Here is a 15,441-nt window from a genome sequence, read left to right as displayed (position 1 = left end):
TATATATTCTTATATTATAACATTTAATTTTATTGGTTTATAGTTACATTCTATGATAATACTACTTATATTTAAATCTTAAAAATCGTTTTTTTCCGATTCTCATGACATCATCTGGTTTAATTCTTCTATTCATATCCTCTGATATTAGTTTTTCACCATTTAATTGAACTCCTCCCTGATTTATTAATCGAATAAATTCACTTTTACTTTTTACAATATTCATTTTTACTATTTCTAAAATAATATCTCCAATGGTTTCTTTATCCCCATCAATTGAAAGTTCTGGAATATCATCTGGAATATCTTTTTTGCTAAATGCTGTATCGTAGTACACAATAGCTCTTTCTACTTCTTTCGGATTATGGTAAAGGGACACTATAATTTTAGCCAAATGATATTTAATATCTCGAGGATTTGCACCATTATTTAGTTCTGCTTTAATTTTATCTATTTTATCTGGATGCTCATCAGTCGTCAGCTCAAAATATTTAATAATAAGTCTATCAGGGATTTCCATGACCTTTTTAAACATTACCTCAGCGGGTTCATTTATACCAATATAATTTTTGAGACTTTTACTCATTTTTTCTACACCATCTAAACCTTCAAGAATAGGCATAAACATAGCAATCTGCTGTTCCTGTTCAAATGGCTTTTGGAGATTTCTCCCCATAAGAATATTAAATGTTTGATCTGTTCCTCCAAGTTCAATATCTGAATTTAACTCAATAGAATCATATGCCTGCATTAATGGGTAAAAAAACTCATGAATTCCTATTGGAACTTGATTCTGATACCTATTATGGAAATCATCTCGTTCCAAAATTCTAGCAACTGTAGTAGTGGCAGCTAGTTTAATAATATCTTCAAAAGTAAGTTTAGAAAGCCATTCACTATTAAACCTTACTTCAGTTTTTTCTACATCAAGTATTTTAAATATCTGTTCACAATAGGTTTTAGCATTTTCCTTTACTTCCTCATCAGTTAAAGCAGTTCTACCCTTTGACTTCCCAGTTGGATCACCTATTTTTCCAGTAAAATCACCAATTACAATTACTACACGATGTCCTAAATCCTGCATTTGCTTAATTTTACGCAATACAACTGCATGACCTAAATGTATATCTGGTGCAGAAGGATCAAGTCCCAGTTTAATAGTTAGGGGGCTATTCTGATTATAGGACTTTTTAAGTTTTTCTAGTAATTCTTCCTCATTTATTAAAGTATGAACTCCCTTTAAAATAATTGGCATTTGTTCTTCTGGTTTTAACATATTTAACATCTCCTTAAAATAATATTTTCAATACCTGCACAAATCCTATAAAATTTAGCAATAAAAAAACTCGTCCATTGTTTCCAAAAGGACGAGATTATTTCGTGTTACCACCTTAAATTCGTAAGTAACTCACATTACTTACCTCATTAAGTACATCATCATAGATGAGATACCCTAGCAAGATAACGGTAGCTGATTTCCGTTGCAGCCTACTAAGTAAAAACTCTTCGGTGCAAAGCTCAAAGATGTATTCACAATCCCTAACCATGCACCTCTCATCATACGGTAACTTTCTGTTTGGTATACTGATTGCTACTAATTCTTATCATAACTTTTATTTTTATAATCTAAATACAACAAATATTCGTTATTCAATCATTAATTAGCAAGATTATATATTATAATTCTTATTAAGTCAACGGTTAAATAATTTGAGCAATATCAATGAGTCTAGAGAAGTCAAACATATGTGACACGACCTCTGAAAAATTTTCTCTGAATAATGCTGTGGTTTTCTTAAATTGCTAGTAATTATTTTGTCAAGGAGGAAAGCGATAGCGATCCTTGATTAAATAATTATTAGTAATACCATCTTAAGCAGCATTTTTAGAGAAGTACTCCTCAACTATTTCATTTGGCGTCTTAAAGTTAAGAATTTTCCTTGCTATGTTATTGTATTTGTTACTATATCTTCTAAATGACTTCTCCATTTCTTTATAGCTACTAAACCGTCTTCTGCTGTAGAATAATTCATTATCTATCCTATGACTACGCTCTACTATACCATTTTGCCATGGTGAATATGGACGAATACGTTTGTGTTTTATATCTAGCTTTTCTAAATACTTTTCAAATCTAGTTTTCTTATTTGTAATATCTTGATCATTAACAAATTCGATTCCATTATCAGTTTGAACCAATTCAACTTTAAATCCTAATTTATCTTCTAATCGTGTTAAAAAGTTAGATGTACTATATGTGCTAAGTTCATTAACTAATTCTAAATATCTCTTTCTTGAATATTCATCAATAGCTGTTATTTGGTAGTATCTACTATGATTACTTGCAAAACCAATACATTCATTTGGAACATATTTTACATCTATTTGCACTCTTTCTCCAGGATAAGTAGTAGCATCTTTACGATAATTAGATTTAGGATAACTAGCTCTTTTCTTGGCTACGTTTAATTTCATTTTTCTTAGCTGTCTACACATAGAGTCATAAGTTCTTTTATACCCTGCATCCCTTAACTTCCGATACACTTGTGCATATCCTTCATGCTGATGGTATCTATGTTTATGCTTTATTAAGTCCAACTCTTCTTGAGTATGTTGGTTAGGATGAAATTGTGGTCTTCTGCTTTTATTTGCCAAAGATCTTACATCTCCATCATATCTTTTTCTCCAACGTTGGACTTGCTGACGGCTAGTGTGGTATCTTCTAGCTGCTTTAGCATTATTATCATGTTTAATTGCATATTTAACTACCCTTTGACGAAATCTCATCTCTTCTGTTATAATTGTTTTCATAAGGAAAGATCCCTCCGATTTTTGTTTGTTATGGTAAACAACATTATATCAGAGGTCTTTCCTTTTTTCATATTTACTTGTCACAAATGTATTGTCTCATATCATAAATAATTTGAGCAATATCAATGAGCAAACTTTTTTAAATACCCTGTTAGATATATTTTATAACCTACAATACACGGAATGTTCCAAAGTATCTTCATATTTCTCTATTCTTTACTCTCCTAATTAAATCTTCTATTCTTTCCTTAATTCGGTATACCTCAAAACTAGAATTAGTTATTATTTGGTTTAGCAAACCAATACTTTGTCCTATTGGCAACACTTACAAGAGCCAACATTATAGGTACTTCTGTGAGTACACCTACTACTGTTGCTAAAGCAGCTCCTGATTTTAATCCAAATAATGATATTGCTACAGCTACTGCAAGCTCAAAGAAGTTTGATGCACCTATCATACCTGCTGGTGCTGCAACATCAAATGGAAGTTTCCATGCTTTTGACCATAAATATGCTATAAAAAATATTAAGAATGTTTGAATTGTCAATGGTACTGCAATTAACAATATATCTAAAGGATTTTCAATAATAGTTTGACCTTGGAATGAAAATAAAATTATCAATGTTAATAATAATCCAACAATCGTAACACTACTAAATTTAGGTATATACACCTTTTCAAAGTATTCTACACCTTTTTTCTTTGTAATAAAGTTCCTTGAGAAAATTCCTGCAATTAAAGGAACTACTACGAATAATACTACAGATAAAAAAAGAGTACCCCAAGGAATTGTAAATCCACTTATACCTAATAAAAACGCTACTATTGGAACAAATGCTATTAAAATAATAAGATCATTTGTCGCAACTTGTACAAGGGTATAGGCAGGATTTCCCTTTGTTAAGTGACTCCAAACAAATACCATGGCTGTACATGGAGCTGCTCCCAAAAGCACTGCTCCCGCTAGATAATCTTTAGCTAGATTAGGAGAAATCATATTTTTGAATAATATAAAAAAGAAAAAATATGCCAGACCATACATGGTAAATGGCTTAATCAACCAATTTGTAACCCAAGTAACTATAAGTCCTCTCGGGTTTTCCCTCACTTTCTTTACACTATTAAAGTCAACTTTTAACATCATTGGATATATCATCAGCCATATTAATATTGCTACAGGAACTGATACATTATAATACTCAAATTTATTTAAAAATTCGGGAATACCTGGCAGATAGACTCCTATTAACACTCCAATTATCATACATATAGCTACCCATATAGTAAGGTATTTTTCAAAGAAACTAATTCCTGGTGATAGTTTCTCCTTTGTCATAAATATTCCACCTTTCATTTAAAATTATTTAACTTTGCTAAGTAAGCTCTATTTTAAGAGCTTACTTAGATTTTCTCCCTTTAGTTCCTCTGGGGTCCACTTAACTACTGCAAAGTTTCCTTTAGAGATTTCATTCACCTTATTTATCCATTGTATTTCATTACTTGCCTTTGCTTTTAAAATCTCGTTTGTTGTGTCAGTAGCATAAAAACTAGAGTTGATTATCCACCACTTGCTAAATATTTCAGCTCTATTTAAGTCCTCCTGTAATCTCATAGCTTCAAAGTAAGGAGTTGCTTCAGCTAATGTTATAATTATTACCTCTGTCAAACTATCATTCTTTAGCTTAGGTAACAGATTTTTAACTGATTCTGGAATATCACCCTGTGTACGTGCTATTTCCTTGTTATAGCTTTGGGTTGATTCCAATAATAATAGAGTATGACCTGTAGGTGCTGTGTCGATGACCACAACCTCATCTTCTGAGCGCTCTACTATTTCCGCAAATGCTCTAAACACAGCTATCTCTTGGGTACATGGTGATCTTAAATCTTCTTCTACATAGGCAATATCTTCATCACTCATTGTTTCTCTAGCTTTGCTCAATACTTCTTCTTGGTATTTTTTCAATTCATTTTTTTCATCTATATTACTTATAGTAATTCCAAAGCTTTCATCTATTACATAGCCTATATGGGCTGCTGGATCAGTAGTTGTTAGATGCACTTTCTTTCCTCTCTTAGCTAGTTCGCTAGCAATTGTAGCAGCTATAGTGGTTTTTCCTACGCCACCTTTACCCATTGTAAAAATTACCTTTTTATTTGAATTATATAAATCATCTATAACATTACTTAAAGTGGGGATTACTTCTGGTTTTAATTCTTCATCTGAATATTTTATATCTCCACTATTAAAAAATGCTCTAATATTTTCAATTCCTGTAATATTATATGGTCTTAGTGGTATTTCAAATATTTCTAAATTCCTTAGTCCTTCTGGTATATCCCTCAGCACATCTTGTTGCTTATTAAAAATTTTCTTTGAAAGCTCATCATCATGCTCTTTTAATACTCCGTTTATTACTAAAAGCTGATTACTTACTCCAATATCCTGTAGCTCCTTTGATGCTCTATCAGCCTCTTTTAGTGCTGATACTTCAGGTCGAGAAACAAGTACAAGAGTAGTCTTTTCCTTATCTGCTAAGTTTTCTACTGCATTTTTATATATATCCTTTTTTTCCTCTAGCCCTGATAATTGACCAAGACATGATGCTCCATGAGTGCTTTCGCTTATAAAATTAGTCCAAGCAGATGGTAATTGAAGCATTCTTAGGGTATGACCTGTAGGGGCAGTATCAAATATTATATGATCATATTCCTCTGTAGCTTTTTTGTCTGTTATAAATCCTGAGAACTCATTAAAGGCAGCTATTTCAACTGTACAGGACCCTGAAAGCTGTTCCTCCATGTTTTGAATAACAACTTCTGGAAGTTTTCCCCTATATGGTGCTATTACGCTTTCTCTATATTCTGCCGCTGCTTCCTCAGGATCAAAGTTTGCAACTACTAGGTTTGGTACGTCCTTTATAGGAACTCCTTTGTTGTTAAGCTCTGTGTCAAATACATCCTGTAAATTTGAAGCTGGATCAGTGCTTATAAGCATAATCTTCTTGCCTTTATCTGCTAGACTAACAGCTATAGCACAGGCTGTAGAGGTTTTCCCAACTCCACCTTTTCCAGTAAAAAATAAATATTTTGTTAAATCCATATCTTTTACATTAAAATCCTTGAACATCTTATCTCCTCCTCACCTATATTAATAATATCCACTCTGTATAACATTATTGTTTTTCGTGTCTAGCCTTTCTAGCACCTAATTCAGACATAATATACTCCTCAGGTATTTCAAGTAAACTTACAAACTCCTCATTAGTTGGATATTCCTTTGTTTTAACCACCTCTCCATCAACCATGGTTATAGGCAAAATATCGACTCCGTTGTCAAGCAGCAATTTATTTACAATACTGTTATCCACGTATGATTTTGGGTCACTAGTTAGATTATGTCTTTCTACTTTTACACCTTTTTTCTCCAATCTATTTAAGAGCGTAGCAACTCTTAATAAATTTTTATCTACAGAGGGTCCACAAACTCCAGTAGAACAACACATAGCCGGATCAAATATTTCCATTTTCTTCAATTGAATCTCCTCCTATTAACATTTACACTCTTTATTATCAATTACTTTACAAATGCAGTTTTCAGATTCATGAAATACATCATTTAAAAATTTAACTATATTATTACACTTAATCATATCTAATGAATAATAGTTCCAAATCCCATCCTTTCTTACCTTAACCAAACCAACATCAGCCAAAACCTTCATATGATGTGAAAGTGTTGGTTGTGTAAAATCAAAATTCTCCAGTATATCACAGGCACATAGTTCACCACATGATAATATATCAATTATCTTTAATCTGTTTGAATCAGCAACAGCCTTTAGTATTTTTGCATTTTTATCATAATTATTCATTCATCCTTCACCTCCTACATAGATAATCATCTATATATTAATATAGATGATTATCTATGTATTGTCAATATAAATAAAAAAGATTGCTTAGTTTTTGAAGCAATCCTAATATAAAAGTTTTTTATTATTTTTATTATATACTTGACAGCTTACTATTAATTTTACTTTATTTGTTTTTTAATAACAAAATTCACTATTCATACATTTTATATATTGCTATCTTATACATGATAGTATATTATATAATATAACCCTATTATTAATGAATTAAAAGGAGAATAAAAAATGTCAAAAATTAATTTTAAACTTTCTAATAACGAAGAACAAATTCTAGAAACATTATGGAGAGAGAATAAATCATTAACACGTTCTGAAATAATAGATTTAACATCCAATAAAACTTGGAAAGAAAGTTCTATTCATATTTTATTAAATCAACTTTTAGAAAAAGATGCTATTAAAATAGATGATATTGTAAGAACAGGAAAAAGTTATGGAAGGACTTATAAGCCAACATTGACAAAAGACGAATATGAAATAATGCAATTAAAAAACTCTTTCAAAGAATTTAAACCTAGTAAATCAGCATTAACAAATTTCTTTTCGGCTTTAATTGAATCTCAAAATATTGAAAATGATACTTTAGAAGAATTAGAAAACTTAATTAAAAAATACAAAGAGGATTGATAAATTTGAAATTTTCTTTTTTTTCTTTAATAATGTCTATATGTTTAATAAATATTCTCATATTATTTCTTTCATTATTAAAAAATAAAAACAAATTTATTAAACACTTTAATGTTACTTCCCTAATAGTTTTTATTATTTTAATTATATTTAGGACTTTATTTAATTTTGAATTTAAAAATTCTATTAATATTAATTCAAAAATTATCCTTCCTAAAATTATTGATTGGCTGAGAATGCCACTATATGTGGATTCAAATTTAACTCTATTATCATTTTTTTTATTTATTTGGATAATAGGTAGTTGTATTATAAGTTTAAAGACTATATTTACATATTATAAATTTAAAATATATTTAAAAAATATATCTAAATTTAGTTACATTCAAGATTTAGAGTTATTAGAAAAAATAAAGCAAGAATTGAATATAGACAAAAATATAAATCTATATCGTTCTAATGAAATAACTATTCCAATTGTAGTGGGAATAACTGAATTTAGTATCTACTTACCTAATATAATACTTTCGGAAAATAAATTAAGAAATATATTGATTCATGAATTAAATCATATAAAAGGTAAGGATAATTTTAAAAAGATAATAATATTATTATTTAAAATATTATTCTGGTGGAATCCCTTTATTTATCTTTTAAATAAAGATATAGATCATATATTAGAAATTCAATGCGATATTAGAACTGTATCATATATGACAGATAAAGAACGTATTAAGTATTTAGAAAGCATCCTTGCTATAATAAAAAATACTAAATATATTAATAGTAATGCTTTAATTAATAATTTACAAGTATCTGCTTTATATAATGATGATGATAATAAATTAAAACAAAGATTTAATCTAGTTTTAGATCATAATAATAAGCAACAAAATAAAAAATACAATTTAATATTTTGCTTCGTATTTATCGCTATTTTTATGTCATCATATATTTTTACATTTAAACCTATATATTATCCGAAGGAAGATTATATTTTTATAGAAGAAGATGATTTTATATATGAAAGAGATAGTTATATATTAAAAATAAAAAATAAGGAGTGAATTTATGAAAAAGAAGAAAATACTTTTACTTTTAATTACGATTTTTAGTACACTTATTTTTAGTAATACTATTTATGCTAGTGAAGGAAGTATTCAAACTCTTATGGAATATTCAAAAGTATTTGATGAGTCTATTGAACCTCAATATGAAAAAGTAAGATGGTATTATAGGACAGTTAATGGGAAAAAACAAAAGCGTTTATGGTCACTTACTGCTGGTGAGTGGTTAACTGACTGGCAGTGGGTATAAGCAGTATATTGAAATATTTAAAGTTTAATAGGAATATAAAAATTTGCATTAATATACCCTAGACTCATATTTAATCAAATATGAATCTAGGGTATATTTACTTTATCCTTCTAATAAGCTGTCCTCGTTTCTTCTTTAGCACAATTTTTATTACCATCACGATTCTCTTTACCTATACAAGAAGCTTTACAGCGAATAATTGGATCCCACCAACCTTTTGTATCAGCTTGATTATCCAGTTGTCCATTACATATGCATCCTGCATTAGGTGTAATATTACCATTGTTTGAAAAGTCGTCAATAATTCTCACTTTTTTCCCCCCTGTTTTAAGTTTAATTTATAATAAGGATATAAATGAGCTAGCATCATTTATCCATTATTATCGCTATTATAATTGAACTTATATAGTTGTAAAACTCACCAAATAAAATTTATATATCTATTTGAGTTTTTATCTAAATTATTTTTATTCATTTCCACTTCATATAATCAATTTGATTATTTTTAAAACAATAAAATGTAATGGATAGATTAAGTAATAGCTATATTTAAAAACTTCTTTTTGTTTTAAAGCCAAGTTTTCTTTATTTGTAAGATTATTATTAAACATTCCTATTAACAATATTATTATCAGTCCTATTAAAAAATTAGAATATCTAGTTATGTAAATCAAATAACATATTATAAGTTTTATAGCAGGATTATCTCTAAAAAAGAAAAAATTAAAGGCTAAAATTATAGGAAAAAAACCATAATCTGTTGACAATATATTTGTTAAAATGATTATTAAAGTAAATGAAAATCCAATTAAAAACAAATTATTTTTAACTGTATCGAATAAATATACCGCAACAAGTGTTAATGCAAGTGTGGCCATTATATTTCCAAAATAAAATCTTTCTTGAGGCATTATAGGAAATATTAATCTATACGGAAATTCAGAAATAAGCATAGCTATTACTAAACGAAGAAAATATTTATATATATTCTTGGTATGAATGTATCCTTCAACTAGTAAGAAAGTAATTAAAGGCATTGTTATAGTTCCAATAATTTCTGGTAATTTATAATAGTTTTTAATCAAACCACTATACATAGCATGTTGAATAATCATACAAATAATCGCTATTGTTTTGAGTTCATTAGAACTTAGTAATTTCTCCCCATTATTATTTACTATTTTATTTTTAATTTTCATCAAAATTTATTCACCCCATTTTTGTAGAGTTCACTGGATATACATAAAAACTTCAATATATTGTTTTCATCAAAAATAACATTAACTTCAGCTCCAGAACTTATAAGGGTTGCTAATCTTTCATTAATTTTACAGATATTTTTATCATCTAAATTATCTTTAAATATATCATTTAATCTAGGATGTACATATATTTTATGATGATCATAATCTAAAACTTGTTTATCAATAATTTTGCTTTCTCCATCAATTTTAAACTTATGAATTTCATCAGAGATATTAACAAATAAGTAATTATCTTTGAATAGAAGGCCTTTAAGATCTCCTTTAATCTGTTTATTGTCTGTTATACTTTCTAAATATTTTTTGTATGAATCATAAAGATACTTTTCATACGGATCATAAAGTTTTTCTAATCTTACCTCCTCAATAAAATTTTGCTCAGTTGTACTATTTAGGTCAATAAAAAAAAATTCATATATAATTCTAAATTGAGAAATCAACGTAAAAATGAAAAAGAAAATGATTAATAATATTCCCTTTTTCAAAAATCTATCTTTTGCTTTGTATACATAGAATCTTGTCACTACATGTCCCAGATATAATCCTATAAAATGTAAAAATACCATATCCATTCCTAGTTGGCTGATATGTAATAATGATTTTATAAGTTCATAAAGTATTGATATTATTAAAAATATAATTATAGACTTTTTCTTAGATATATTTTGTATATTTAAAATACATCCTATGGGGATAAATATAAAGATATTAAATATTATAAGGTATATAATAAATTTTATATTTACTCCATAAAAAATTGCATTAGAATATATATTAGATATGTTAAATCGAAAGCTATTATATTTAATAATATTTGGAATATCTTTTATGTAATTTCCTCTTACTATATCAAATTGAAAAAAGAATATAAGAATTATAAACGCAAGAAAAATCAAACTTAATAGATTTAAAAACTTATTTATATTCTTTATTGAATCGTTACTTTTTAAATCCATTCTTTAACCTCTTTCTTTTAGATTTGCTATACTATTATTTCATTTACTACTTCCTTCAATGCAGATTTTTTATTTTCTAATAGATTATAATAGTTTATAAATTTCATTTTTATTTCTTTTTTAGTTTCTTCACACAATCCTTCTTCTTCATCAATTCCATTTTCCCCCATATTTCTTGAATAACAAATATTACATAACCCCTGAGCCCAACATTTACTACACTTATCTTCATAATACTCTATATACTCTTTAAAATAATATTTCAAAATATCTTCTATATTAATTCCATCTTTATAATTTCCAATAGATGGACAATTTCCAATACGTTCGCAAGGCTTAAATTCACCATCTACTGTTACATAAAGTCTTCTTTGTCCAGGAACACAATTCCCATGTAAAAATTTTTCTTTAAACACACCTTTATTTAAAACCTCTCTATGTGATACTGATTGTATTGACGTTAAAAGTAAATTAAGATCACTTCTTTTAATAGAAGATTCATTGTCTTTAATAACAGTATTTGTCACCCAATTTGTTATATTTACTGACTTTAAATTATTCTCTTCTTCTCCATTTATTTTCTTGTTTTCATTATAGTCAAAAACCATATCTCCTTCGTCAACATATCCTAGATCAAACTTAACATCATTAGGTAAATTTAGTTCTTTTTCAAAATATTTTTTTATTAGTGTAATTTTTTCTTCACTACAGGGAGGTGTAATAACACAATTAATAGATATATTTTTATTTCCATTATTTTTTTCATAAAAATTATCCATCAATAGATTAAACTTTTCTATTACTATTTCAAATGATCCCTTTCCATTTTTAAACCTTCTAAATCTATTATGTATAGCCATAGGACCATCTATACTACACATAATATTAACACTAATGTTATCGCTATGTAGAGTATTGAAATAATTTATCATGTCTAAAGTTAATAAAGTTAAATTTGTTGTAAATGAAACACCTAGATTTATATTTTTATAATTATTCCTAACATACTCTATACATTTTTTCATTAAATCAAAATTTGCTAATGGTTCTCCACCATAAAATGTCAAAAAGAATCTATCTCTTTTATAATCTTTTAAAACAATATCTAATGTTTTTTTTGCAATTTCAAAAGGCATACTTTTATTTCCAAAACTTCTATATTTAGGATGGTGTTCGTTATATATACAATATCCACATCTTAAATTACATTCCTCCGTTAATTCTATAATTATTTGTGTACATTGTCCATTTAAGCTCTTTTCCAACTCTTTAACTGTTGGAATAGAAAAAGGTATTCTTTCAGGATATTTAAACAAGTTTTCTTTTTCAATAAATTCTTTAAATGTTTTATTTTCTTTACAAGCCCTTTCTAGTGAAAGTTTATTATTAAGAATTCTATGAATTAATTTTATTTCTTTTAAATCACAGCCTACTACTTTTCCAGTTCCTGAATCATAAAAATAATTGTTTTTCTTCGAAGTTTCAAATATCATTCCATATCTTTGGTTTTTCATAATATACTCCTTTCCATTCAATATTATCTAAAATCACTTGATTAATATCACCATTTCATTTTGAATATAATAGTATTATTCTATATATAACTCTATTATAGGATATATCACCCTATTGTAAATGTCAATAATTTTTATACAATATTTATGTATTTAATATAAACTATAATATTTTGATATTGATGATACTAGATTTGAGAAAAAAATATAAAGCCCCCATAATGCCAAATTTATTAGCATTCTGAGGGTTTTATATTTAACCAGTAATCATCCTAATATAACTTTCAGATAATCCTTATAAAAGCATGGGAGTTGACAAAGTAAAGGCCATTGGCTTTAATATAAGATCCTTAAATTCTGTATCCTTAGAGAGATATAAGATATAATGCGAAACATTATTTTTCAGCTAGTTTGGTAATTAAGTTAACAGGATTAGCAATTAAAATATTTTTATTATAAACAGAGTCCATTTTAACATCAGCAGTTTCTTCAACTGAACTCCAAAATAAATCTGGAGTAATTTCAGGGTTAACCTGCAAAGCCATAGCATAAAGTCCTGCAATATATGGTGCTGTCCAGCTTGCTCCCCCTGATCGCATCCATGTGTAATCATTCTCACCTGCATAGCTAGCAAAGGCACGGGAACCCATTGGGAAGAAAATACGCCCCTCATCCTTCCATTCATTCAGATCAGTAGCATAATATGAATTAAGATCGTTCGGATCACCAAGAGGTTCTCTACTAAGTCCACCAAAGCGAAAACCATAATCCACATCAGATGAGACTGCCATAATAAATACTCCTTCTTCTTTCGCCCTATTCAAAGCTTTTTCATAGTCTGCATAGTTGCTGACACCATAATCTGGACTAGGATTAGCAGAAATAGAAATTACCTTTATTTTTTCTTTATTCGGTAATTGCTTGTTTATATCCAACAATCTGTGTATACCTTCTGCATAATATCTGTATGTCATATCCCCTTCTTTACCATTCTCATCATCCCATGAAGCTTCTATAAAATATAACTTTGCACCTGGAGCAACTCCTGTGGTTTTCCCTACTGCGAGGGACGCCACCGCTGCACCATGCATATGCCACTCTGCATCACTCTTAGGAATATCTTCATAATATATAAGATTATCCCTATATTCGTCGTGTCCTGTAAATAATGTCACATCAACAATCCCAATTGATATTCCTCTTCCATCTATTCCTTGAGCATGTAAATCACGTACATTAAGTCCCGGATCTTTCCCTAATTCAATAATCTTATTTGGATCAAAATTTCCTGGTAATTTTTCTGGCCAAATAGTCTTTGTGTTAAACCGAATATAATATAGTAAATCTTCATACTTGGAAATATCCAACTTACTTATATTATAGCTCCCAACATCTATTCTGGTAGTGTTGTCATTTGGGGCTTCAGGAAAAGAATCTAAAGTTCCATGCGTTTCAGGATTAGGCTTTGTAGTCTTATGTATACCTATTTCAATTATTTCACTACTTTCATTGGAAGCAGAATATACATCTATCTTCCCAAGACTTTGCAGGAAGGTTTTGTCGGAACACCCCATTAGCATAATTATCAAAACAAACAAAGAAACCATTATTTTTATGGCAGTAATGCGTTTCATACAGACACCCCTTTCTTAATAATTGAATTTATTGTGTTGCTGTAGCAAGGCTAACCTAATAGTTGAAGTTTCTTATCTAATAGATTTCACTATTACTATTTTATATTCTCTATCTTTTCAATCAATTTTATTGGATTAACTATTTTACCAAGTTTCTCTTGACTATTGTTATCAACAGATATTATATCACTTGCATTAAATGCTTCTCTCCAGAAAGCTTCAGGTGTAATATCAGGATTAACTTGACATGCAAGTGCATATAATCCTGCAATATAAGGTACTGTCCAACTCATACCGCCTTCTTTATAAAAGACATAATCATCAACACCTGTAGGGCTTGCAGTACATCTATAATCCATAGGAACTAAAAGTCGGTCATTTTCATATATTTGTTTCTTCCAAAAATCTCCTTTTGTAAACGAATTAATATCATCTGGGCTTTTTAAAGGGTCACGTCCAAGTCCAAAATATGGATTACTTCCTACATATACAGTATAAATTCCTTCCTCTTTCGCTTTCTTAATTGAGTCAAATACTTGTTCATATCCATTCATGTTTCCCCCTACTCCTAAAGAAATTGATATAACTCTGATTTTTTCCCCTTTAGGCAGTATTTTATTAATCTCTACAATACGATCAATAGATTTTGCAAGCCAAGAAAGATCCCATTCAAATCCTCCATTTTCAAAAATTCCATGTGTTTCAGCAATATAATAAAGATCTGCTTCAGGTGCTACTCCAACTGTCTTACCTACAGCAATAGATGCAACTGCTGGTCCGTGCATTGCTGCAACTTCATCAATACAGTGAATTTCCTCATACAATTTTAATTGCTCTTTATACTCTACATGATCCACTAATAAACCTTGGTCAATTATTGCTATACCAATTCCCTTTCCAGTGATTCCTTTTTTATGGAGTTCTCTTATTCCCAATCCAGGGTTTTTCCCTAATTCCATTATCATCTCAGGATCAAATCCTTCAGGTAATTTATTTGGCCATTGGGTTTTACTGTCAAAATTAGCATTAAGTAAATCGTTCAGCCTTTCTGATAAATCAAGCTTTGTTAAATCACTGCTCCTCAAATCAATCTGCCACATTTCATCTGAATCCGAATTATAAATTGGTAACTCTTTCATTTTTCCAGGATTAATAAAAGAATAATCTGCCGCACTAGGTTTTCTCACAATGGTCAACTGATTTTCTGGCGATAGCAACGTCCTATATTCCTCTGACTCTTCTAGAGTTTCCAATATTTCATCTGGTTGTTCTGGTATTTCTGATATTTCTGTTTGTGTTGTTTTAGCTGGAGCACATCCTGCCAGTAAAATTGATATTGCTATAAATAAACAAATAAATCTTTTCATCTTAATTTTCCTCCCCT

The 15,441-nt window shown here is 28.7% G+C and carries 15 protein-coding genes and 1 other annotated feature; of the genes, 3 read left to right on the top strand and 12 right to left on the bottom strand.

The window, feature by feature from the left end:
• Window positions 1-61 precede the first annotated feature (61 nt).
• The 6 genes from tyrS to KQI41_RS06210 all read right to left on the bottom strand — a co-directional run bounded on the left by tyrS (window position 62) and on the right by KQI41_RS06210 (window position 6,687).
• Window positions 62-1,276: a tyrosine--tRNA ligase gene (gene tyrS / locus KQI41_RS06235; protein ID WP_154442980.1), complete on the bottom strand. Its 1,215-nt coding sequence runs from the start codon at window positions 1,274-1,276 to the stop codon at window positions 62-64.
• A gap of 84 nt (window positions 1,277-1,360) precedes the next feature.
• Window positions 1,361-1,617, bottom strand: a binding site (T-box leader).
• 255 nt (window positions 1,618-1,872) lie between these two features.
• Entirely contained in the window at window positions 1,873-2,811 is a 939-nt protein-coding gene (locus KQI41_RS06230; protein WP_216584757.1) for a DDE-type integrase/transposase/recombinase, read from the bottom strand.
• 275 nt (window positions 2,812-3,086) lie between these two features.
• Window positions 3,087-4,148, bottom strand: coding sequence for an ACR3 family arsenite efflux transporter (gene arsB, locus KQI41_RS06225; RefSeq protein ID WP_154439060.1), 1,062 nt, complete (start codon window positions 4,146-4,148; stop codon window positions 3,087-3,089).
• A 48-nt stretch (window positions 4,149-4,196) separates the two neighbouring features.
• Window positions 4,197-5,942 carry an arsenical pump-driving ATPase gene (gene arsA, locus KQI41_RS06220; RefSeq protein WP_216585031.1) on the bottom strand — a complete coding sequence of 582 codons (1,746 nt, stop codon included), beginning with the start codon at window positions 5,940-5,942 and terminating at the stop codon, window positions 4,197-4,199.
• A 46-nt stretch (window positions 5,943-5,988) separates the two neighbouring features.
• Window positions 5,989-6,339 carry an arsenite efflux transporter metallochaperone ArsD gene (gene arsD / locus KQI41_RS06215; protein WP_229768484.1) on the bottom strand — a complete coding sequence of 117 codons (351 nt, stop codon included), beginning with the start codon at window positions 6,337-6,339 and terminating at the stop codon, window positions 5,989-5,991.
• Window positions 6,340-6,363: 24 nt separating this feature from the next.
• Window positions 6,364-6,687, bottom strand: coding sequence for an ArsR/SmtB family transcription factor (locus tag KQI41_RS06210; protein WP_154439063.1), 324 nt, complete (start codon window positions 6,685-6,687; stop codon window positions 6,364-6,366).
• A gap of 285 nt (window positions 6,688-6,972) precedes the next feature.
• Here KQI41_RS06210 and KQI41_RS06205 point away from each other — a divergent pair, with 285 nt between their 5' ends.
• Genes KQI41_RS06205 through KQI41_RS06195 form a run of 3 tightly spaced genes read left to right on the top strand, consistent with a single transcriptional unit; the run spans window position 6,973 to window position 8,691 of the window.
• Window positions 6,973-7,374: a BlaI/MecI/CopY family transcriptional regulator gene (locus KQI41_RS06205; protein WP_154439064.1), complete on the top strand. Its 402-nt coding sequence runs from the start codon at window positions 6,973-6,975 to the stop codon at window positions 7,372-7,374.
• 32 nt (window positions 7,375-7,406) lie between these two features.
• Window positions 7,407-8,441, top strand: coding sequence for a M56 family metallopeptidase (locus KQI41_RS06200; RefSeq protein ID WP_229768485.1), 1,035 nt, complete (start codon window positions 7,407-7,409; stop codon window positions 8,439-8,441).
• 4 nt (window positions 8,442-8,445) lie between these two features.
• Complete coding sequence (locus tag KQI41_RS06195; protein WP_154439066.1) at window positions 8,446-8,691, top strand: hypothetical protein; 246 nt, start codon at window positions 8,446-8,448, stop codon at window positions 8,689-8,691.
• 110 nt (window positions 8,692-8,801) lie between these two features.
• Here KQI41_RS06195 and KQI41_RS06190 read toward each other — a convergent pair whose 3' ends face one another.
• The 6 genes from KQI41_RS06190 to KQI41_RS06165 form a co-directional block, all read right to left on the bottom strand.
• Window positions 8,802-9,002 carry a hypothetical protein gene (locus KQI41_RS06190; protein ID WP_154439067.1) on the bottom strand — a complete coding sequence of 67 codons (201 nt, stop codon included), beginning with the start codon at window positions 9,000-9,002 and terminating at the stop codon, window positions 8,802-8,804.
• 171 nt (window positions 9,003-9,173) lie between these two features.
• Window positions 9,174-9,890 (bottom strand): TraX family protein, encoded by a 717-nt coding sequence (locus KQI41_RS06185; RefSeq protein ID WP_229768486.1) that lies wholly within the window; start codon window positions 9,888-9,890, stop codon window positions 9,174-9,176.
• The gene (locus KQI41_RS06180; RefSeq protein WP_154439069.1) at window positions 9,890-10,909 is read right to left on the bottom strand and encodes a hypothetical protein; all 1,020 of its coding nucleotides are present in this window, start codon (window positions 10,907-10,909) and stop codon (window positions 9,890-9,892) included. The genes KQI41_RS06185 and KQI41_RS06180 overlap by 1 nt, the downstream gene beginning before the upstream one ends.
• A 26-nt stretch (window positions 10,910-10,935) precedes the next feature.
• Window positions 10,936-12,423, bottom strand: a complete 1,488-nt coding sequence (locus KQI41_RS06175) for a radical SAM protein (protein ID WP_154439070.1) — start codon at window positions 12,421-12,423, stop codon at window positions 10,936-10,938.
• A 395-nt stretch (window positions 12,424-12,818) separates the two neighbouring features.
• Complete coding sequence (locus KQI41_RS06170) at window positions 12,819-14,057, bottom strand: S8/S53 family peptidase (RefSeq protein ID WP_216585030.1); 1,239 nt, start codon at window positions 14,055-14,057, stop codon at window positions 12,819-12,821.
• 95 nt (window positions 14,058-14,152) lie between these two features.
• Window positions 14,153-15,424 carry a S8/S53 family peptidase gene (locus KQI41_RS06165; RefSeq protein ID WP_216585029.1) on the bottom strand — a complete coding sequence of 424 codons (1,272 nt, stop codon included), beginning with the start codon at window positions 15,422-15,424 and terminating at the stop codon, window positions 14,153-14,155.
• Window positions 15,425-15,441: the final 17 nt, after the last annotated feature.

This window comes from Tissierella pigra (assembly GCF_018917845.1).
Lineage (GTDB): Bacteria > Bacillota > Clostridia > Tissierellales > Tissierellaceae > Tissierella > Tissierella pigra.
The sequence above is the reverse complement of the archived record's forward strand: the minus strand, read 5'-3'. Positions and strand labels throughout refer to the sequence as shown.